Origin of the sequence: Antrihabitans auranticaus, from assembly GCF_016481275.1 — a bacterium.
Lineage (GTDB): Bacteria > Actinomycetota > Actinomycetes > Mycobacteriales > Mycobacteriaceae > Antrihabitans.
On the sequence record NZ_JAEMNW010000002.1, the window covers coordinates 132,075 to 152,700 of the forward strand.

20 protein-coding genes are annotated in these 20,626 nt (G+C 63.9%); 12 read left to right on the forward strand and 8 right to left on the reverse strand.

Translation table 11 applies throughout. The features are described from left to right. Positions 1-95: 95 nt before the first annotated feature. Genes JGU72_RS08565 through JGU72_RS08580 form a run of 4 tightly spaced genes read right to left on the reverse strand, consistent with a single transcriptional unit; the run spans position 96 to position 4,893 of the window. Positions 96-1,559 (reverse strand): FAD-dependent oxidoreductase, encoded by a 1,464-nt coding sequence (locus JGU72_RS08565; RefSeq protein ID WP_199683398.1) that lies wholly within the window; start codon positions 1,557-1,559, stop codon positions 96-98. Between the two features lie 11 nt (positions 1,560-1,570). Continuing rightward, positions 1,571-2,476 carry a biphenyl-2,3-diol 1,2-dioxygenase gene (gene bphC, locus JGU72_RS08570; protein ID WP_199683399.1) on the reverse strand — a complete coding sequence of 302 codons (906 nt, stop codon included), beginning with the start codon at positions 2,474-2,476 and terminating at the stop codon, positions 1,571-1,573. 36 nt (positions 2,477-2,512) lie between these two features. Then, positions 2,513-3,694: an acyl-CoA dehydrogenase family protein gene (locus tag JGU72_RS08575; RefSeq protein ID WP_199683400.1), complete on the reverse strand. Its 1,182-nt coding sequence runs from the start codon at positions 3,692-3,694 to the stop codon at positions 2,513-2,515. 38 nt (positions 3,695-3,732) lie between these two features. Continuing rightward, positions 3,733-4,893: a Rieske 2Fe-2S domain-containing protein gene (locus tag JGU72_RS08580; protein WP_199683401.1), complete on the reverse strand. Its 1,161-nt coding sequence runs from the start codon at positions 4,891-4,893 to the stop codon at positions 3,733-3,735. Positions 4,894-5,105: 212 nt separating this feature from the next. On the opposite strand from JGU72_RS08580, the gene JGU72_RS08585 reads away from it, so the two are divergent. From JGU72_RS08585 to JGU72_RS08610, 6 genes are all read left to right on the forward strand, one after another. Beyond that, positions 5,106-5,567 carry an FAS1-like dehydratase domain-containing protein gene (locus JGU72_RS08585; protein ID WP_199683402.1) on the forward strand — a complete coding sequence of 154 codons (462 nt, stop codon included), beginning with the start codon at positions 5,106-5,108 and terminating at the stop codon, positions 5,565-5,567. Beyond that, positions 5,564-6,004: a MaoC/PaaZ C-terminal domain-containing protein gene (locus tag JGU72_RS08590; RefSeq protein WP_199683403.1), complete on the forward strand. Its 441-nt coding sequence runs from the start codon at positions 5,564-5,566 to the stop codon at positions 6,002-6,004. The genes JGU72_RS08585 and JGU72_RS08590 overlap by 4 nt, the downstream gene beginning before the upstream one ends. Positions 6,005-6,078: 74 nt before the next feature. Beyond that, the gene (locus tag JGU72_RS08595) at positions 6,079-7,575 is read left to right on the forward strand and encodes an MFS transporter (protein WP_199683404.1); all 1,497 of its coding nucleotides are present in this window, start codon (positions 6,079-6,081) and stop codon (positions 7,573-7,575) included. Positions 7,576-7,679: 104 nt separating this feature from the next. After that, positions 7,680-8,348 carry a hypothetical protein gene (locus JGU72_RS08600; protein WP_199683405.1) on the forward strand — a complete coding sequence of 223 codons (669 nt, stop codon included), beginning with the start codon at positions 7,680-7,682 and terminating at the stop codon, positions 8,346-8,348. Beyond that, the gene (locus tag JGU72_RS08605) at positions 8,345-9,529 is read left to right on the forward strand and encodes a PrsW family intramembrane metalloprotease (protein WP_199683406.1); all 1,185 of its coding nucleotides are present in this window, start codon (positions 8,345-8,347) and stop codon (positions 9,527-9,529) included. Before JGU72_RS08600 ends, JGU72_RS08605 begins: the two co-directional genes overlap by 4 nt. A gap of 91 nt (positions 9,530-9,620) precedes the next feature. Further along, entirely contained in the window at positions 9,621-10,505 is an 885-nt protein-coding gene (locus tag JGU72_RS08610; protein WP_199683407.1) for an LLM class F420-dependent oxidoreductase, read from the forward strand. Here JGU72_RS08610 and JGU72_RS08615 read toward each other — a convergent pair. Together JGU72_RS08615 and JGU72_RS08620 are read right to left on the reverse strand one after the other, a co-directional pair. Next, positions 10,498-11,841: a permease prefix domain 1-containing protein gene (locus JGU72_RS08615; RefSeq protein WP_199684515.1), complete on the reverse strand. Its 1,344-nt coding sequence runs from the start codon at positions 11,839-11,841 to the stop codon at positions 10,498-10,500. The two genes, JGU72_RS08610 and JGU72_RS08615, sit on opposite strands and share 8 nt — an antisense overlap. Then, entirely contained in the window at positions 11,841-12,206 is a 366-nt protein-coding gene (locus JGU72_RS08620; RefSeq protein WP_199683408.1) for a PadR family transcriptional regulator, read from the reverse strand. Before JGU72_RS08620 ends, JGU72_RS08615 begins: the two co-directional genes overlap by 1 nt. Positions 12,207-12,322: 116 nt before the next feature. On the opposite strand from JGU72_RS08620, the gene JGU72_RS08625 reads away from it, so the two are divergent. The 6 genes from JGU72_RS08625 (at position 12,323) to JGU72_RS08650 (ending at position 17,984) form a co-directional block, all read left to right on the forward strand. After that, the gene (locus JGU72_RS08625) at positions 12,323-12,976 is read left to right on the forward strand and encodes a TetR/AcrR family transcriptional regulator (RefSeq protein ID WP_199683409.1); all 654 of its coding nucleotides are present in this window, start codon (positions 12,323-12,325) and stop codon (positions 12,974-12,976) included. Then, a complete protein-coding gene (locus tag JGU72_RS08630) occupies positions 12,973-13,827 on the forward strand; it encodes a metal-dependent hydrolase (RefSeq protein WP_199683410.1) in 855 nt (284 codons plus the stop codon). The genes JGU72_RS08625 and JGU72_RS08630 overlap by 4 nt, the downstream gene beginning before the upstream one ends. 51 nt (positions 13,828-13,878) lie before the next feature. Then, positions 13,879-14,340, forward strand: coding sequence for an SRPBCC family protein (locus tag JGU72_RS08635; protein WP_199683411.1), 462 nt, complete (start codon positions 13,879-13,881; stop codon positions 14,338-14,340). Between the two features lie 116 nt (positions 14,341-14,456). Continuing rightward, positions 14,457-15,338, forward strand: coding sequence for an SGNH/GDSL hydrolase family protein (locus JGU72_RS08640; RefSeq protein WP_199683412.1), 882 nt, complete (start codon positions 14,457-14,459; stop codon positions 15,336-15,338). Continuing rightward, positions 15,335-17,380, forward strand: coding sequence for a neutral/alkaline non-lysosomal ceramidase N-terminal domain-containing protein (locus tag JGU72_RS08645; RefSeq protein WP_199683413.1), 2,046 nt, complete (start codon positions 15,335-15,337; stop codon positions 17,378-17,380). The genes JGU72_RS08640 and JGU72_RS08645 overlap by 4 nt, the downstream gene beginning before the upstream one ends. Before the next feature lie 4 nt (positions 17,381-17,384). After that, positions 17,385-17,984, forward strand: coding sequence for a trimeric intracellular cation channel family protein (locus JGU72_RS08650; RefSeq protein WP_199683414.1), 600 nt, complete (start codon positions 17,385-17,387; stop codon positions 17,982-17,984). A 2-nt stretch (positions 17,985-17,986) separates the two neighbouring features. Here JGU72_RS08650 and JGU72_RS08655 read toward each other — a convergent pair whose 3' ends face one another. Together JGU72_RS08655 and JGU72_RS08660 are read right to left on the reverse strand one after the other, a co-directional pair. Continuing rightward, complete coding sequence (locus tag JGU72_RS08655) at positions 17,987-19,210, reverse strand: amino acid deaminase/aldolase (RefSeq protein WP_199683415.1); 1,224 nt, start codon at positions 19,208-19,210, stop codon at positions 17,987-17,989. Between the two features lie 2 nt (positions 19,211-19,212). After that, positions 19,213-20,523 (reverse strand): D-arabinono-1,4-lactone oxidase, encoded by a 1,311-nt coding sequence (locus JGU72_RS08660; RefSeq protein WP_199683416.1) that lies wholly within the window; start codon positions 20,521-20,523, stop codon positions 19,213-19,215. Positions 20,524-20,626 lie beyond the last annotated feature (103 nt).

A 20,626-nucleotide genomic window follows, 5' to 3' on the forward strand; every position in this document is an offset into this window, starting at 1 on the left:
GGCGTGTCACCCCCCGAACGAACGCAAACAGGCCTCCGGATCGTGAATCCGATCCGGAGACCTGTCTGTGGTATTCGAAGAGCCAGCCGCAGGTGCTAACCCTTCGCTGCGGCCCGGCCTGCCCGGCGTCCGTAGAAGCTGCCGTCGCCCAATGAGATCCCGCTGGCATAACCCCAAGCTGCCAGTCCCGACGTGCTTCGTCCCGCCGCGAACAGGCCGGGAACGGTTTCGTCGCTGACGTGCAGCACCTCCGAGTCAGTGGTCGTCTGCAGGCCGCCGAGCGTGAAACCGCCTGTGCTTTCGCGTAGGTCGATGGCGCCGACAGGGGTACCGATGGGCCGTAACCACTCGGGCTTCTTGTGCAGTAACGGATCTTTGCCCAGCGCCGCGGACTGGTTGTATGCAGTCACGGTCGATTGCAACGATCCCGTGGCCAGTCCGATAGCTGCCTCCAGTTCCGCCACCGAGTCGCACACCCAGGTGGGCGGGCGCAGCAACATGGGCGTCGCCGACGGTGCGGCCAGTGCCTCTTCGTGCGCGTCCCCGTCGATGATCAGAAACGCCTGGTTGTCCTGCTGGAACAACGTCAGTTGCCCGACTCGTCCGGGATAGGTGTCCTCGGTGACGAAGCGTTGTCCGCGGTTGTTGACCACGATCCCGCGCACCAGCAATTGCGGGTCGACGAAGATCGCGACTTCGGCGGCATCCATATGGGCAACCTGCGCACCGAGCGCCTGCGCCATCCGGATAGACCTGCCGTCGTGTTCCTCGATCGACGCCGCGGGTCGGCCGGTCAGACGTGGTGCGTACTGCGCGACCATTGCGTCGTTGTAGGCAAAGCTGCCGGTCGCCAGCACGACTCCAGTTCGGGCCTTGACCGTGACTTCCCTGCCGTATTGCCGCGCAACAACGCCGACTACCCGCCCATCCTCCGTGGTCGTCAGGCTTTGCACACGCGTGTCGTACGCAGCCTTGACGCCGAGTTCGGCAGCGGTGTCGGCGAGCGGCTTCATGAGCATGTAGCCGCCGCCGCGTTCACCCGTGCGCTTGCCCGCCATCTGTGGCACATGTCCGCGCGGCGCCGGAGTGGCAATCGTGTTGAACGGGTGCGCGTTTTCACCACCGCTGAACATCAACCCGTCGTCGCCCGGAGGTTCCCAAGCGGGCTTCCCGTAGAAGGTCGGCTTGAACGCCACCCCGCAATCGACCAGCCACTCGAAATGTTCGACGCTGCCTGCGCAGTAGTCGGCAAGCTTCGCCTCGTCTGCGCCCGGCCCCATCGCCGCGCTGAGGAATGCGTGCATGTTTTCGGCGGAATCCTCGAAGCCGCATGCCTTCTGGACCGCTGTACCACCCCCGAGGTAGACGAACCCGCCCGCCATCGCCGCGGCACCGCCCCAGCCGCCGGTGCGTTCCAGAATCAGTACGTCGGCGCCGGCGCGCGCGGCCTCGATCGCTGCCGAGACCCCGGCGATGCCGTAGCCGGCGACTACGACGTCGGCCTCGTAGTCCCAGGTGTCGATCTCTGCGGCCGATCGTGGCCCTATCGACTCAGTCAACGCGGCCCCTTCTACATCGCTGCCAGTGGTTCGCTGGCGGACCAGTCGTGGCCCCAATAGCTGTCGGCAGTAATCTCCTCCGCGGAGTAGTACCGCTCGTCGACTTTCGTTCCTTCCGTGCCGAATTCGACATCCCAGCCGCCTGGAGCGCGGACGTAGAACGACACCATCTTGTCGTTCGTGTGGCGGCCGAGCGTGGACGAAACGGAGAAGCCGTCCTTGACGACGCGATCCAGTGCCTGGCCGACGGCGTCCAGCGTGTCGACCTCGACCATGATGTGGACGAGTCCGGGGGCGCCGCCGTGCGGTGCGGGGCACAGCGCGAGGCTGTGGTGCCGCTCATTGATACCCATGAAGCGGACACGCAGCGGACCGAATTCGGGCGGCGCAGGAATGCGGAACGCGCCGCGGGGGAGAAAACCTAGGACCTCGGTGTAGAAGTCGAACGCACCGTTGATATCCATCACGGGCAACACGACGTGGCCGAGCCCCTGTGCGCCCGTGACGAACTTTGCGCCGAAGGGCGTGACGACAGGACTGTGGTCGAGGACCGCGCCGTGAAAGACTTCGAGAGTGGCACCTGTCGGGTCCTGGAAGGTGATGGCCTCTTCGACGCGACGGGCGTCCGATTCTTCCACCGACAGCGGCTTCACACCGATGCCCGCGTTCTCGACGGCTTCCTGAACACGTACCAGTGCGGCGTGGTCGCGGACCTCCCAGCCGATGGTAACGATCTCGTCGGTCGATCCCGGCACGATGACGATGCGGGCAGCGCGCTCGTCCATCCGCAGGTACAGGGCTTCGTCGTCGGGTCCCTTGCCTTCGGCAAAGCCGAGCACCTCGAAGGCAAACTTGCGCCAACGCGCGATGTCGTCGGTCTGGATCTGCACGTAGCCGAGAGCCTTGATTTCAGTCATTTCTATTGTCCTTAATGATGTTTCGCTGTACACAGGTCAGATCATCGACCGGAGGTTGTCCGGTGGCTCGAGTCCGAGGGAGCTGAGTGCCGACGCGTGATAGACCGTGCTCGGTACGTGGATCGCGTGCGCGAGTCCTGCGTGCGCGTCGCGCCAGTACCGCTGCAGGGGCTTGTCCATGCGCAGTGCGTTGCCGCCGGAGCGGGCGAAGATCTGATCGACAGCGCCGACTGCTCGCCATGCGGCTCGCACCTGGGTCCGGCGGCCCGCGGCTCGGTCGGCGAACGAGACCTCGCGTCCCGAGTCGACGATGTCCCACATCTTGTCGACGTTCGCGAGTATTTCCTGTCGTGCGGCGTTGATGTCGGCAGCTGCCTCGCCGATGGCGAACAGCACGTACGGGTCGTCCTTGACCGCGGTGCCCTGCGCGCCGACGCGGCCGCGCTGGTAGTCCAGATGGGCGGCGAGTGCGCCTTCGGCGATGCCGATGACTGCAGACGAGATGCCGAGCGGAAACATGTTCGACCACGGCATTTTGTACAGCGTCTCGGTCCGGCCGGAATTGCGTTGCGCCGTGCCGTTGATCACCTCGTCGCCGTCCATCACACGGTACGACGGGACGAACGCATCGCGGACGATGATGTCCTTGGAACCGGTGCCCTTGAGGCCCACTACATTCCACGAGTCTTCGACGATCTCGTAGTCCTTGCGCGGCAGGATCATGTGCAACATCCGAGGTGGCAGCGCCATGTTGCCGTCTTTGTCACCCGCCATAGCGCCGAGGAAGATCCAGTCGCAGTGATCGGTGCCCGAGGAGAACTGCCACCTGCCGTTGAATATGTAGCCGCCGTCGACCGGCTTTGCGATTCCTGTGGGAGCGTAGGGTGACGCCATCCAGGTGTCGTTGTCCGCGCCCCAAACCTCCTCCTGCACCCGGGGATCCGCGAATGCCAGCTGCCAAGGGTGCACGCCGACGATTCCGCAGATCCAGCCGGTCGCGGGATCCTGTGCGGCAGCCGCCATTACGGTCTCGGCGAAGGCTCTCGGGTGGGCCTCGAAGCCGCCGTACTGCTTGGGTTGCAGCAGCCGGATCGGACCCGCTGCCTTGAGCTTCTTCGCAGTCTCGTCGGGTAGCCGACCGATCCGCTCGGCTTCGGTTGCCTGGTCGCGGAGCTGATCCGCGATCTCCATGATGTTGTCGAGAACTTGGTTGGGCATGGGCTTTCCTAACGAAGGTATTTTGGCGGGGGAATGCTTCAGGCGTTGAGCTGCAGCGGCACAACACCGTTCGCGATGTTCTCGGCTACTTCGGCCTCCCAGCTCTGGACCGCGCGGTCGGTGTCGATCTCGAACTCGAAACGTGTGGTCATGTCTTCGGTGACGTCCTCCACGTCCACGTAGAACTGCTTGTACCAACGTCGCAACTGATAGACGGGACCGTCTTCTTCCGACAGGAGCGGATTGTCGATGGGCGCCTTGGTCTTCCAGATCTCTATGTCCTGCTCGAAACCCATCTCGACACCCTGCGCGAACATGCCGGCCATGGTTGCCGCCATTTCTTCGGAGACACCTTCAGGCTTCTTCACCATTACGCCGTATTGGAGTACGAAGGAGTTGTCGCTGATCGGGTAGTGGCAGTTGATCAGCACCGTTTCGATCAGCATCCCGTTGGCTTCGCTCCACAGCTTGTCGATCATGTAGGACGGGCCGAAATACGATGCGTCCGAACGCAATGTCGAGTTGGGGTCGTCATAGCTGGTGCCGACGGAGATGTCGTGACGCGGGGTGGTCCGCATGTATTGCGTAGCGACATGTCCCTCGAAGACATTCTTGAAGAAGCGTGGGAACGAGTAGTGCACGTAGAAGAAGTGCGCCATGTCCACGACGTTGTCGACGATTTCACGGCAGTGTGACCCTTCGACCACGAGCGAATTCCAGGTCCAGTCGGTCCACTCGTCGCTGCCGTACCCCTCGATCTCGGGGATCGTGACGTCCGCCGGGGGCTTTCCGCCCTGCGGATCGTTCCAGACGTAGAGCTGTCCGTTGCGCTCGAGCGTGGTCCACGAGCGTGTGCGCGCAATCGGCGGCACACGGCGGGCATACGGAATACCGGTGCACTTGCCGTTGCCGCCCCAACGCCAATCGTGGAACGGACACGCGATCGAGTCGCCCTTGACCGTTCCGAGGGCGAGGTTGCCACCCATGTGCCGGCAGAACGCGTCGAGCACGTTGAGCTTGCCGTTCGACGACTGGAAGACAACCAACGATGTTCCGAAAGCCTTTATCTGATGCGGCTTTCCATCCTGAAAGGTCTTCGACAACCCCAGGCAGTGCCAGCCTCTGGCAAACCGCGTCGGAGCTGCAGCCGCCTCGATCATCCTGACGTCGTCGGCGTTGGACCTGGTTTGCAGCGCCATCATTACCTCCATCTTGTCCACCGGTACGTGTGATGACGCTCATATTCGAACGTCGCGGTCCCGAATCGGCGGGGTCTTCCCAGTGAGCGGACACCTTTCGCGAGGGCAGCTGCCAGCGTCGACCGGCATCCCTGTGGGCGGGAAAGCATCGTTCGAGGTCTGCGCTCACGCACCTACCGTGTGGGCACTCATTGCTCGAAACAGGAGATGGCATGGTCAATGCAGCAGCTGTCGGCACGGTGGGCTCGCCCTTCGTCGTCGATCTGGAGCGCGGCAAGATTCGCGAGTTCGCGCACGCGACACAATCGGCTAATCCCGACTACTGGGAGGGTGAAAAACCCATCGTCCCAGCGACATTCCTGACCACCCAGATGTTCTGGCAGGAATGGGCCGGCCCGGAAGCCAACCCATGGGAATCCGTCGAGTTGGATCAACAGCGCGGGATGCACGCCGAACAGGACTTCGTCTTCTTCGGCCCACCGCCACGGGCCGGTGATCGGCTCATCGCAACGTCGCGTATCGAACGAATCTACGAGAAGGCAGGCGCGCGGGGTGGGACATTGACGCTCGCCGAAATGATCACCGAGTTCCGGGATGTGCACGGGCGACTCGTTGCCGAGGCCTGGCTCACCGGGGTCGAGACGGATCGAAACCCAGCGGAGGCACAGCGATGACTCCCGCGGCTCAGCCGGTCGTGTTCGGGCCCTTCACCCGGACCGACTTCGTCCGCTATCAGGGCGCGTCAGGCGACATGAATCCGGTCCATCACGACGAAACCGTAGCGCGCGCAGCGGGTTACGACGCACCGCTCGCGGTCGGCATGCTGTCGGCCGGTCTGCTCGCGACGTATGCGACCGATTGGCTCGGCGCGCAATCGGTTCGGCGATTTCGTACGCGCTTCAAGCGTCAGCTCTGGCCGGGTGACACGTTGACGTGTACCGGAACCGTTGTGCAGGAATATGTTCAGGACGGAGAGCCGCGCGTGGACGTCGCTCTCGTCGGCACCGCGCAGGGTGGGGAAGTCGCGGTGCAGTCGTGGGCGACGTTCGCCCGACCGATCTCCCACTCATCGGACACTCTCGTAGCCATCGAGGACCGCGACCGTCTGTGATGTGGCTTACACGTCGACCTGCCGAATCTCGGGCGGTGACGTGGCTCTACTCACTCACCCGAAAGGACCCGATGATGGTTACCCGATTGCAGGACGACGACACCAGTCGTCCAGCCGCCGTTGCGGGGCGGTGGACACCGCGTTTGGTGTGCTCGCTGATCTCGATTGTGCTCGTGCTCGAACTTCTTGCGGTGAGCTACCAGATGATCTCGGTCAGCGTGCCTGCGATCTCGGAGCACTACCGAACCACCCAGGGTGCCTGGCTGCTGACGTCTTTCCTGTTGGTGGGTGCGGTCACTGCGCCACTGCTCGGGAAGCTGGCCGACACGCACGGCAAGCGCAAACTGCTGCTGGTAGCGATCGGAGTTTCCGCAATCGGATCGTTCGTCGCGGCGATCGCACCCAGTTATGGCTGGTTGCTCGTCGGCCGAGCCCTGCAGGGACTGCTGGTCGCGTGCTTGTTCCTGTCGTATTCGCTCATTCGTGACGTATACCCGCCGCGCAAAGTCGCCCTCGCGGTCTCCATCGCGACGAGCGGTATGGGCCTCATCGCAATCCCGTCGCCGTGGCTCACGGGCTGGCTGCTCGATACGTGGGGTTTCCGATCCATCTTCTGGATGTTCGTGATTTGCCTTGTGGTGCTTGGCTTTGCGATTGCACTGACGACGGACGAAACGACAGTTCGGCTGCACTCCCGGATCGATCTACTCGGCTCCGTCCTGCTGGGCTCCGGAATCGCGGGCGTCCTGGTCGGCGTGAGTTTCGGTCCGACGTGGGGATGGCGGGCGGGCAGTACGCTCGGGTTCATCTTCGCAGGTGCCGCGCTTCTGGTGGCGTGGCTGGTTGCGGCTCGCCTTGTCCGTGAACCGCTCGTCGACATCACGTTCTTCAGGCAGCGGCCGATCATCCTCACTGCTGTCACCGGAGGCTTGTCGTACGCGAGCACCGCGGTGTTCACGGTCCTTCTGCCGATGATGTGCATGACACCGGAACTGCTGGGGCTGGACTACGGCTTCGGTGTCACCGCAAAGGGCTTCGCGCAGTTCCAGGCGCCGATCGGTGCGGCCGCGGTAGTCGGTGGCCTGATCGTCGGATTCTGCGTCCCGCGAATCCATCCACGCCTCTTCATGGCCGCGGGCCAGCTGTTCCTGGTGCTCGGCGCCGTGCTCACCGCATACTCGCACGACACCAAGGGTGCCTTGATCGCGTTCGCGCTGATCGAGGGTCTCGGCCTCGGAATGACGTATGCCGCCGTCCCGAACCTCGTGATCGCCGCTGTGCCTGCCAAATTGCAGGCGACGACGTCGAGCATGGTCTCCGTGTTCCAGAGCGGACTTGCCGCGATTCTGCCGGTGATCGTATTCACCGTCCTCAATTCGCATATCGCAACTGTGTTGCAGGGCAACGCCTTCTACACCAACGAGGGGATTCGGCTGGGGTTCCTCATCGCCGCGGGCGCAGCGCTCGTCGGCGGCCTTGCGGCACTTGCCCTGCCGGCGCGGAGCAGTCGCGTCCCGGTTCCCGAGTCGGTCGAGCCCGATCGCAGGGGCGACGAGGTGTTGGTCAGCTAGGTCTGCGGTTCGCGAAGGCTCGCTGCACCGAGTTCGTTCGGCGGCGCAGCGAGCTTGGCGCGTCTAAGTTGGCAACTGCACAAGTCGCCGATAGGAGGCTCGATATGGTCGCGACGGCCCATGAACGTCCGCTCCCGGACAGCGGCTGGGTTCCTGTCGAACAGCGCTGGCTCGGTCTGGACAAACGAAGTCTGCGGCCGGCACTGATCGTGGCGGCAATCGGAATCTTGCTCGGCGGGGTACTGCCGCTGGTGAACAACGCTGTTGCGTGGGACAACGAGATTCAGGCCGGAGAGGTCATCGATCTGGGCAATGGGCTGACGGTCGCACCGCCCCGAGGCTGGCAGCTGGAGGGCGGCACCCGTATCGGGGAACCGAAGACCAACCCGGTTTCAGCAGGCGGGTCGAGCGCCTTGCTCGTCAGTGGGGCTGTGTCGGTGTTCATCCGAACCGCGCCGTTCACAGGTGACAACACGGCTTTGCTGAACCAGGTGGACAACAACCGCGAGAAGACGCCGAAGACCTCAGGACTGACGGTCCGCGGGCCAGCTGAGACCCTGACGACGGCAGACGGGAGGCAGGGACTTGTGCAGCACTACACAGGCATCGATTCCGACGCCGTTGTCGCCGTATTCACCTTCCCCGCAGGAGGTTCCACCGCGGGAGAGATCGGCTTGACTGTCGAAGCCGACACGACCGGAGGGCAACTGGCGCCCCTAAGGGACGAACTCGATGCGATGCTGCGTTCGATCAACTGGGCGGACCGGTCATGAGCGCTGAGGTAGGTGCCTCGAAGATCGATCTCGCAGCCTTGGACGAGGCGCGGCGCAACGCAGTGAAAGAGTCCGGGTGGGGGACACCGTTCACAATCGTCCAGCCGCGCAACGCTGCCTTCTGGGTCTTTGCGTGGGGCATGGTCGTCGGCACTGTCGTGCTGTTGCAAACCTTTGTGCCCACCGTGGGCGCCTACGGAATTGCGTTGGGAGCGGGCATCGTGCTTTTCGGGATCTACACGATCCCGTGGCTGATACTTCTGCACCACCACAATCGCTACACCTCGCTCCCCGGGAAGATGCTCTTGTTCGCATTCCTCTGGGGCGCAATTCCCGCGACCTTCTGGATGGGCCTCCAAGCGAACGGCGCCATTCTCGGGCTGTACTCGAAGCTGTTCGGTAATGCGTGGGCGGGGGACTGGGGCCCGGGGTTCACGGCGCCGTTCTCCGAAGAGACTGCCAAGGCGTGCGCTTTGATTTTGTTGCTGGGCCTCGCCCCCAGATTGGTGCGCAGTGCGTACGACGGGCTGATCATTGGTGCGTACGCGGGCCTTGGACTGCAGATCAGTGAGGACATCCTGTATGCGAACAATGCGGGTGCGTCGAGGTTCGGCCAAGACCAGATCAGTGCAGCCATAGGGATCTTCGTTGGGCGCGGCAGCGCCGGGCTGTTCCAGCATGTCCTGTTCAGTGCGTTGATGGGCGCAGCGATCATGTGGGTGATCGGCCGCGACGGTGGCGGCCATCGGCTGCGTGGCCTAGTGCTGATGGCATTCACGCTTGTCCTGCACGGTAGTTGGGATGTCTTCGGCGCCCTCGGAAACAGTGTGTTCGGAACGCCGGCGGGCGGATACCTCGTGATGCTGATTCTGGCCGTTGTCGGATCGACTGTGCTGGTGTGGTGTCTGCGCAAAGCGGCTGTTCAGGAAATGAGTTGGCTGCGGGACCTACTGGCTCCAGAAGTCGCGCGCGGCGTGATCACGGAGCGCGAACTCTCCGCGATCACTGGAGGCCGCAAACAGCGCAAGCAGTATCTGAAGGCCACGAAGGGCGGGCCTCCGAAGCACATTTTGGGAGCCACGATGGATCTCGCGGAGGAGTTGGCCCGCGCGGGTGGTGCCGATTCCGAGCGAGTGGAATATGCACGTTCGGAGTTGGCCCGGTTGCACACCGCAGGGTGATACCGACCGACCCTCCGGAGGAGTATTCGCACCGGATTCCGGGGCCGAAACTCCTCTCGTTTGTTCCGCAGTGCTGTGAGACGATCGCATGATGCGAGTGGGCCTGCACGCGCTCGGGATCGGCACCGGCGCCGTCCGCGAGGTGATCGACGGCGTTGCTGCCGCGGCCGAGCGGAACGGATTCGCGACGCTTTGGGCCGGCGAACACGTTGTGATGGTAGATCATTCGGAGTCGCGCTATCCGTATTCGGACGACGGTCGGATCGCGGTGCCCGCCGTCGCCGACTGGCTCGATCCCTTGATTGGATTGAGCTTCGCGGCAGCCGCGACGAGCACTATCGAGCTCGCGACCGGAGTGCTGTTACTTCCGGAGCACAACCCGGTTCTCGTGGCGAAGCAGGCGGCGACTCTCGATCGGCTCAGCGGTGGCAGATTGACGCTCGGCATCGGCGTGGGATGGTCGAAGGAAGAATTCGACGCGCTGGGGGTTCCATTCCAGCGGCGCGGTGCGCGGACTCTGCAATATGTTGCCGCGATGCGTGAGCTGTGGCGCGAAGACATCGCGTCGTTCGACGGTGACTTCGTAAGCTTCGACAGTATCCGGGTCAATCCCAAGCCCGTGCGAGACCGGCGCATACCGATAGTGTTCGGCGGGAACAGTGACGCTGCGTTGCGCCGGGTCGCGTCGGTGGGAGATGGCTGGTACGGGTTCAACCTCGCCGGCCCCGACGAGGTCGCGGATCGAATTGCCTTCCTGCGCAGTGCCTGCGCGGAATCGGAACGTGACTTCGGCGCGCTCCGAGTTGCTGTCGCCATGCAAGAGGCAGACCCGGCGTCCGCCGCTGAACTCGCCGCGCTCGGCGTGACCGAACTCGTCGTCGTGGAGTCGCCACCGGAGAAGGCAAGCGATGCAGGAGAGTGGGTCGATGCACTGGCGGATCGGTGGATGGCGGACGGGGTCGAAGGCCTCAGTTGAAATCGAACAGCGGCGGCAGCACGATCACGACGACCGCGGCCCACGCCCCGTACACCGGAAGATAGCGGGTCTGCCATTCCTCGAGTGGTGCGAATCCTGACTGTCGCCGCACGAAACGCAACGTGAGCCAGGCCGCCCACACCAGGTTCACAAGCAGCACGGCGTTCATCCCGAGCGCGGTAACTTTGTTGGCCGTTGAGCCGAATTCGGCTATCCGCGTGAGCATTGCGGCCAGCATGACGACGTCGACGGCGAGCGCACTCATGACGAGAAGCAACTGCAGTCGGTCGAAGAGGTTCGGTGGTGCGAGCGGGTCGCGGGCAGAGATTCCGTAGAGCAGCAGCCCCACGACGACGACGAGAATCAGGTCCATCATGATCAGGAGGTCGCGGTCGATGTCGATGACGCTCGGCTTCGTCGCGAACCCGCCAAGCAGCGCCAGCAGCAAGACGATGGTCAGCGGCGTGAAGACCCGCGTCAGCACCGGCGCGATGTTCTCTACGACGCTCTGTTTCGCTTCGACGAGCCACGCCGCGACGATGACCGCACCGGGCACGCCGAACGGCAGCACCCAATCCTCCATCGCCCATTCGACATCGAGGTCGAGTGCTGAGAAGGCGCCGATGGTGAGTCCGATAAGCACGCCGCCCCCGAGCGCGAGCAGCGTCATGTAGACCACGAACTCACCCGTGAACCGGATGAAATCCATTCGGCGCCTATTCGATTGCCAATCGCCACCCACGTATGCGAGGCCGACGGCAAACCACAGCACGATCGGCGCGTGGATCGCGGCGACCACTTCTGTCGATCCGTTCGTGACGAAAGGAAAGAGGTTCAGCACCAGCGCGGTGATCGCGAACGGCGCAACCAGCACCGCTGCCACTCGGACCGAAACCTGCCGTTTCCACGCGAAGTAGCCTGCGAGGAACGGCAGGACGAAGAGGCTCACGTTGAGCGCTATTCTGCGGTCGGGCAGCTGCAGGCCGGCCTTCAGGGCAAGCCCCGCGCATACCGCGAGCAGCAGGACAACGGTCAGTTCGCGCTTCGGCAGCGTTCTAGCGTCGCCGGTCGGCGCGGGCAGCAGGACTAGTTGCTTCCAGAGTCGGTCCGAATGCTCGCGGGCGAACTCGCGGGATATTTCATCGACGTTCCCGAGCCGCTTCACAGCGATGAGAAACGCCTCGTCGGAAGCCAACCCGGCGTCCGACAGATCCGACACCTGGTCGCGCAGGTGGTCTTCCATCTCGTCGACGTCACCGGCAGATATCGCCTGATGCCGCTGAACGTATCCCCGCCACTGGGTGATCTGGGATTCGAGTTCGGCGTCGATTTCCATCATGCCCACCCTTCTGCTGTTGCCGGTGGCAGCAGAACACTGCGCCACACCTGGTTGAGAGCATCAGCGACCACGTCCCATTGCATTCGCCGTTCCGCGAGCATGGCCCGCCCGGAGGCTGTGAGTGCGTAGTGCTTGCGGCGCCTGCCGTTCTCCGACAGCTGCCATGTAGACGCGATGTGTCCCAAGCGCTCCAGTCGATGCAGCAGGGGATAGAGCATGCCGTCGGTCCACTGCATCTGCCCGCCGGAAAGTTCGTTGACGCGCTTGAGAATTGCGTAGCCATAGGACGATTCACCGTCGGCGAGAATCCCGAGAACCAAGGGAGTTGCCGCGGCGGCGACCAGATCCTTCTCGATATACATCGGCCTCCGATACCTAGAGCTGCTAGGCATGAACCCTAGCAGATCTAGGTATGAGGCGGCGAAGCAAACTTACCGGCAGGCTTGCCTGTCGGTTTGTGAAGGGTTAGCGTCGGAGCGTGACCTTCGCAGTGCGGCGAACTCAGAAGGAACGCGTCGATACGATGCGGGCCCGGCTGCTCGATGCCGCGGTCGACTGCCTCTGCGAGACGGGCTACGCGGGCATGTCGACGAACGACGTGGTCAGGCGCGCGGCGGTGTCGCGGGGTGCGCTCGCGCATCATTTCCCGACCAAAGCCGACCTGGTCGCCGCTGTCGCCGAGCAATTGATGGAGCAACGTGCGGCGGAATTTCACGCCCGATTCGGCAACCTGCCGGTGCAACGGCGAACGGGGCCAGAGGCTCTCGACGTGCTGTGGTCGCTGTACGACGATCGTGCGTACTTCGCATTGCTCGAACTGACTGTCGCCGCCCGGAGCGACGACGAGTTGCGGGGAGTGCTGGCCGGTGTGCCGGAACAGTTGACCGAGCTGACTCATACGACGATTTCCGAGTATCTGCCGGATCTGGCGCAAATCCCGTTCATCGAAGACATCGCTCGCGGTATCGAAGCACTGTTCACCGGGCTTGCCGTCCATTCGATCGTCGACGGTGATGCGCGGGGGCGGCATGCGGCGGTGCGTGAACTGATGAAGTTCGCGATTGCGGGCGCACAAGGGTCCTCGTTGCTGAGTTCCATACTTCGTCCCGACAGCCAAAGGAGTTCTACATGACCGATTACGTCGTCCCCGTCCGAAATGTGCGCACCCGGCGCATCGCGTTCTCGTACCCGACTGGCGGCCTGAGCAGGCATTACGTGCAGGGTGACCTCGTTATGAGTCATGCGGTCGCAGTGCTGTCCGCGATGTTTCCCGAAGGCGAGGACTTCTTCGTCCGTGCAGTGAAGCGGTACGCGGACCGTGTCACGGACCCCGAATTGAAGCCCCAGGTAAAGGGTTTCATCGGGCAGGAGGTCACCCACGGCCGCGAACACCGCGCGCTCAACGATCGGCTGCGGGAGATGGGATATCCGACGCGGCTCGTCGACCGGTTCACCCATCTTCTGATGATCCGTACCGACCGCCTCGTCCCCGATCGGTTCCAGCTCGCGGTCACGGCCGCACTCGAGCACTACACGGCAACGGTCGCAGAGCGGTTGCTGACAAGCCCGGAAGCCCAGGAGCTGCTCGGCGACACCGAGGTTCGGTCGATGTTGCTATGGCATGCGCTCGAAGAGTCCGAGCACAAAGCGGTCGCGTTCGATGTCTATCGCCAGACCGGCGGCAGCGAACGTTTGCGCATCGGCACCATGTACCTGGTCAACGTGTTGTTCGTACCGATTGTCGTGGGTTTTACGGCGCTGTCGCTACTCGGTGACCGGGCGTCGTACAACCCCGTTCGCTTGGTGCGCAGCCTTGCCGCACTGCGGCATTCGCCGTTCCTTGCGCGCATCGTTCTCGAGCATCTGCGTGCTTACAACCACTCGGGATTCCATCCCGACGATTACGATGCGGCGGACCTTCTGGACCGGTGGAAGACGGAACTCTTCGGCGCGGAGGGCGTACTGACCGACCACCTCAAATAGCTCGGCCCGAAACGTCTGCGCGGCACGCCTGCACAGTGCTGGAATGGAGCCATGACGGAACCCAGCGCAACCGGAACAATCGAAGTTGCGGCCCCGGCGGCCGCGGTCTACGCAGTGGTGAGCGACCCCGCGCAGCTGGTGACCGTGGCAGAGGAGACGACGAAAATCGTCCACCGGCGTGCCAGGGTCGGCCAGGTCGGCGCGCGCTTCATGGGTATCAACCGGCGTGGCTGGCGCCTGTGGCCGACGTTGAGCAAGGTCACGGATGCAGACCCGGGTAGGCGCTTCGCCTTCGAGGTGGGGGAGTTCGGGATCCCGGTGTCGCGGTGGCAGTACGACATCGAATCCACGGCGACAGGTTGCAAAGTCACCGAAAGCACCTGGGATCGCCGGCCGAACTGGTTCAAACCGGTGACGGTCCCATTCACGGGCGTTCGAGATCGGCCCATTGTCAATGCGCAGAACATCGCGAAAACACTTGCGAGACTGAAGGATCACGTCGAAGGCTCGTAAACGTCGACCGCGATTCACAACAATGTGATGTGAGTCCTGCCCGATACTGCTGTTTCTGCGAATGCGGCGACTCTGCGAGATTGAGATCAATCGATCTCGGCGAGAGGATCCCGAAAGTGCTTGTACGAGCGTGCGCAACGATCGCGGCAACTGCCGTAGCCCTCGGTATGTCAGTGGCAATGCCGACAACATCCGGAGCGGAGCCACAGTACGAAGAGTATGTCGCACTGGGTGATTCGTGGTCGGCTGACGTGACGCTCGTCAACGTGGACACGGCCCACACACCCTTCGGGTGCGCGCAGAGTCGTAGCGACTACCCGAAATTGGTCGCTGCCGCGCTCGCGGTCCCAACGTTTCGCGACGCGACGTGCGGTTCGGCGACGACAGCGGACCTGACTGTGCCACAGCCGCTCTATGTCCCGGAATTGCTCGGGACCAACCCGCCGCAGTTCGACCGACTGACGCCGACCACCGATCTGGTCACGCTCGGTATCGGCGGCAACGATTCGGAGCTTGCGAAGGTCGTCGAGAGCTGTATCGGACCGAGCTGCGTCGATCAATGGGTAGTCGACGGCGTCGATCGCATGTCGCAGAACATTGCGGCTACCGAACCGAAGATTTCGGTGGCGATCGAGGGCATTCGGGCGCGATCCCCGCACGCGCGTATCCTTCTCGTCGGCTATCTCGCCGGAATCTCTCCGGTGACCGGTTGCGTGGCGCAATCGATGATTGCGAATTCGGACTCCGAGTGGGTCGGTCGCAAACTCATCGAGCTGAACGAAATGATCGAGCGCGCGGCGAGCAATGCCGGCGTCGAGTACGTCGACACCTACAGCGGCAGTGTCGGTCACGATATGTGCCAGGCGCCAGGCGTGCGCTGGGTCGAGGGCACGCTACCGATCTCGAGTACGCCGCAAGGACTCGCGATTCCCTTCCACCCGAATCAGCTCGGCGCGGACCATCAGGCTCGCACGGTCGCGGCAGTGCTGGGCCGGTGACCGCCCGTTCGATCTCTCGCCGCACCGTTCTGGTTTCTGCCGCTGTTGTTGCGGCAGCAGGTGTCGTGCGTGCCGGAACCGCTGGGGCAGCGCCGGGCGGACCGGTCGCGTTGCAGGTCGGCCGGGGCATCGCCGATATGACGGGCGAACTGCTCGGCGCGGGCATGAACGGCTACGGAACGCTCGGCCAAACGACGGCCGGACTGCACTTACGGCAACGGGCGCGGGCGTTCGTCTTCGTCGATCCGGCCACGGGTTCCCGCTTGGTGCACGTCACAGCCGAGACGGGCCTGATGTTCCAAAGCATCTTCGAAGAGGTCCTGCGCAGGCTGCACGGCCGATTCGGCGACCTGTACCACCGCGGCAACGTCCTTATCGGCGCGACGCATACCCACGTCGGGCCGGGCGGGAACTCGCACCTGATCTACGACATCACGGCGCTGGGCTTCCGGCCTGCGACCTTCGAGGCCAACGTCGCAGGCATACTCGAGTCGATCTGCAACGCACACGACGATATTGCGCCTGCCACCGTCGGTGTATCGCGCGGCCTGCTGGGCGACGCCGGCGTGCAGCGATCGGCGCCGTCGTTCGAGAACAATCCAGCGAGCGACAGAGCCACCTTCCCGGGCGCGATAGACCCGAACTCGGTGACGCTGCAGGTCTTTCGCGACGGCAAGCTGGAGGGAATCGTCAACTGGTTCGCGACGCACGCAACGTCGATGATGAGTACGAACCAACTGATCAGTACCGACAACAAGGGCTATGCGGCCTACCGCTGGGAGCGCGAAACCGCCGGGATCGACTACCTCGACAACGACAATGCGTTCGTCGCGGCGTTCGCGCAGAGCAATCCGGGCGATATCAGCCCGAACCTCGATCTGCAGCCGGGGGACGGTCCGACGGGCGACGAGTTCGAGAACACCCGCATCATCGGTGACCGGCAGTTCCAGGCAGCATTCGCCCAGACCAGCTCTGGTGCAACAGGAATCGGTGGCGGCGTCGATGTGCGCTGGCGTTATGTCGATATGAGCAACGTCGCCGTGCGGGCGGAGTTCACGGGGGACGGTCAGGTACACCGGACCGGTCCGGCGATGCTGGGTGCAGCCTTCGCTGCGGGCAGCCAGGAAGACGGCGGTGGCGGTGACGATCTGCCGTTCGACGAGTCCGAACGGGGTGGCAATCCGATCGTCCGCGCGGTCAACGAGCAGATCTTCGCAGTCACGCCGGAGTTGCGCGCCATACACGCGCCGAAAGACATTCTGCTGCCGGTCGGCTTGATACCCGGTGCGGTACAACAGGTCCACCCGTTCTACCTTGTGCGGATCGGTGGCCTCCACATCGTCGCGCTGCCGTTCGAACCGACTATCGTGTCCGGACTCCGGTTGCGGCGCAGCGTGTCAGCTGTGCTCGGCGTGGCGGAGGACTCGATCATCGTGCAGGGCTACACCAACGCCTACGGTCACTATCTGACCACGCCCGAAGAGTACGACGAGCAGAACTACGAAGGCGGATCGACGATATTCGGCCGCTGGCAACTGCCTGCCGTCATCCAGATCATGACCGAGATGGCTGCGGCGATGCGAGACGGCAGGCCGATCGACGACGGCTTCGCCGGCCCCGACGCGACGTCGAACGCACCCGTCAGCCCGATCGGTCAGCCACTCGTCGACGTGGCACCACTGGGTCTCGGCTTCGGGGACGTGACGGTCGAACCGGCGCAGGCGGTCTCGGCCGGGACGCAGGTGCGCGCCGTCTTCGTCGGAGCCAACCCGAACAACAACCTCCGGCGGGGTGACACATACCTGACGGTCGACCGCAAGACCGCGGGCGGTTGGACGCGAACAGCAGACGACGGTGACTGGTCGACCAAGCTCCTCGTCGAACAGGACGGGCTTGCTACGACGATCACGATCACGTGGGATATTCCCGCCGGGCAGGAACCGGGCACCTATCGCATCACCTACCGCGGCGATGCGCGCGATATCTCCGGAAGACTCACGCCCATCAACGCAGCCACACGCGAATTCGCAGTCTTACGCTGAGGCGGTGCTGCTGCAGATTCTGAACCTCATCGGCGTCGCCGCTTTTGCCGCGTCGGGCGCTCTCGTGGGCGTCCAGAAACAGTTGGACGTATTCGGAGTGGTCGTCGTCGGCGCGACGACGGGTATCGGTGGCGGCATCATCCGTGACCTGCTTCTCGGGATTCACCCGCCGACCTCGTTGGCCGATTGGCCGAACATCACTGTATCTCTGTGTGTTTCGCTCGTCGTGTTCGTGGCCCATGCCTTTGTGAGCCGACTGTGGAACGCCGTCGTGCTACTCGACGCGCTCGGGATGGGCTTGTTCACCACCGGCGGCGCCAGTATCGCGCTGAATCACGGCGCCGGCGCGCTCGCCGCTGTTCTGGTCGGCGCGACCGGGGCGGTCGGCGGGGGAGTTTTACGCGACATGATCGTCAACGAGGTTCCGCTGCTGTTGAGCCGGGACCTGTACGCGGTGCCTGCCCTGCTCGGTGCACTGGTGGTTGTCGTCGGTGACGGACTCGGCGTTGCGGCGAGCGTCGCGCTGATCGGTGGCACGGTTCTCGCGACCGGGCTGCGCCTGATCGCGCTGTGGCAGAAATGGCACCTGCCACAGGCACGGTGAGCTCAGAGGAACGATTTGCCCTCGCCCCGATACGTGGGTGCACGGCCGACGATGCGGTCGCCGTCCACGAGAACCAGTTCGTCGACACGCTCACACAGTTCGCCCGCCTTGGTGTGCCGGAACCACACCCGATCGCCGACAGCGAGGTTCGCTGTGGCCGCGCCGGTGAGCGGAGTCTGGACTTCGCCGGCGCCTTCTGTTCCGGTGAGCCGCAGTCCTTCCGGCCAGGTCGGGGTCGGGAGCCTGTCCGCGCCTGCCGCTCCGGAGGCCACCCAACCGCCGCCGAGAACGGTCGCGAAGTCGGGTGTCGGCCTTCGCACTACAGACAAAACGAAAAAGGCGGCAGGAGTCGGGTGAAACGCTCGATAGGTGTCGAACAAAGTTGGACCGTACAGCCCTGAGCCCGCGGCCAGTTCGGTGATTGCCGTTTCCGCCGAGGTAGTTTCGAGGCTGCCGGTACCGCCGCCGTTGACGAACTCCAGTCGCGCGATGTCGCGCACTGCCGAGATGACGGCGGACCTCCTCTCCCGCAGTTCGTTGATCGACGCCTGTTGCATGACTCGAATCCCGAGCCGCCGCAGGGGCGAACCGGGCGCGTTGTCGCCCATCCCGGCGACCTGGCCTTCGTAGCTCATCACCCCGACGAGTCGGAAGCCTGCCCATTTCGTGACTGTGGCGGCGAGCTCACGCGTCGCGTCGACCGAGTGCAGCGGTGAACGCCGCGCCCCCAAATGGATTCGGCCGTCCAGCAGTCGCAGCGAGGCATCGAGGTCGAGACAGATCCGAATCTCGTTGTGGTCAGGTCCGATTGCATCTGCGATGAAGTCGAGGTGCTCTGCCGAATCGATCATGAGGGTCACGCGGTCGGCGAGCATCGGGTCGGCCGCGAGTCGGCGCAACGCCGCGGTGTCCGCCGTCGGGTAGCCGACGAGGACGTCGTCGAATTCGGCTGCCAGCCAGAGGGCTTCGGGCAAGGTGAAGGCGAGGATTCCTTCGAAGCCTGCCAGATCCAGTACCGCCCGGATCACATTGCGGCTGCGAATCGACTTGCTCGCCAACCGAATAGGCTTACCACCCGCACGACGGACCAGGTCGCGCGCGTTGGCGCGGACCGCGCCGATGTCCAGCACAGCGAACGGCGGCTCGAGGCCCGCGGTGGCGGCCTCCAGGGCTGAGTAATCCGAACCCGCAGCGGGTCCGGTGAGATCGATGCCTGTCGTATGCATCGTCACGATACTGCCCCGAGCACGCGGTCGAGGTACGGGTTGGCGAACACACCGGTCGGGTCGAGTTCGTTTCGGAGGGAGACGAATTCGTCGAATCTGGGATAGCGGCTCCGTAGCGCCGCCGCGTCGAGACTGTGCATCTTTCCCCAATGCGGTCGACCGTCGACCGCCGCGAATACGGCCTCCATCGCATCGAAATACCTCTGGTACGGCATGCGGTGGTACTGATGGAAGGCAATGTAGGCACTGGTGCGCCCGGACGTGGGCGCGAGTGGAATGTCATCGCTCGCAACGAACCGCACCTCGAGTGGGAAGGCCACCTTCTCGTCGTGCGAATCGACCCAGTGTTCGATTTCTCGAAGCGTGTCGACGACGTGCTCGCGCGCGAAGGCGTACTCGCCCTCGTTGAACCGGACGTCGCGGCGCGATGCGAACACCTTGTGCGAGAGATCGATTGCGTCCCTGCTGGAGATCGCCGCAGTCACGACACGGGTGATCGGGGGAACCGCGCGCGGGAACCTGGTGCCGACTCGGAGCAGGCTTTCCAGGGCGGTGTTCGTCAGGAAGTCGTCGACGATCCGCTCGTGCAGGGCGCTCGTGGGGCGCAGCGGGGTGTCCGCGGGTAGTCGGTTGCACCGGCGGGTCAGCGCGGTCTTGGTGTGCGGGAACCAGAAGAACTCGAAGTGGTCGTTATCGTCGACGAGCGATTCGATTTCGGCGAGTACGTCATCGAGCGGTCGCGCCTCCTCGATCACGTGCAGGGCGTACGCGGGCACGCATTGCAGCGTCACCTTCGTGATCACGCCGAGTGCGCCGAGTCCCACGCGAGCCGCGGAAAACAGGTCGGGCCTTTCGCGTGCGCTGCATTGCACGGTAGAGCCATCGGCCAACACGAGTTCGAGTGCGCGGACCTGCGTGGCCATGCCGCCGAAACGGACGCCGGTGCCGTGGGTCCCTGTGGATATCGCGCCGGTGATTGTCTGCCTGTCGATGTCGCCCATGTTCTCGAGTGCGAGTCCGTGCGCGGCGAGCAGCGGATTGAGAATGTGCAGCGGCATGCCGCCTTCGACGGTGACGAGCCCGCTTGCCGGGTCGATATCGATCAATCCGGCCAGCTCGGTCATCCGCAGCAGTGCCCCGTCCGGCACGCCGATCTCGCTGAACGAATGGCCCGATCCGCCAACCTTCACGCGCTGTCCGGCATGTGCCGCCGTTTTGACCGCGGTTCCGACTTCCGCGGTCGTCGCAGGCGCAAGTATCTGTGTGGGCTGGGCTTCGAGCCTGCCACTCCAGTTCTGCCAGCTGCCGCTCATCGTCGCTCCCGTAGTCGTCGTGGATAGGTACAACGGTTCCAGCCCGTGGCGTCGATGGGAAACACCTGCTGGGTCACGCATTTACAAAGAAATGTTGTGGATC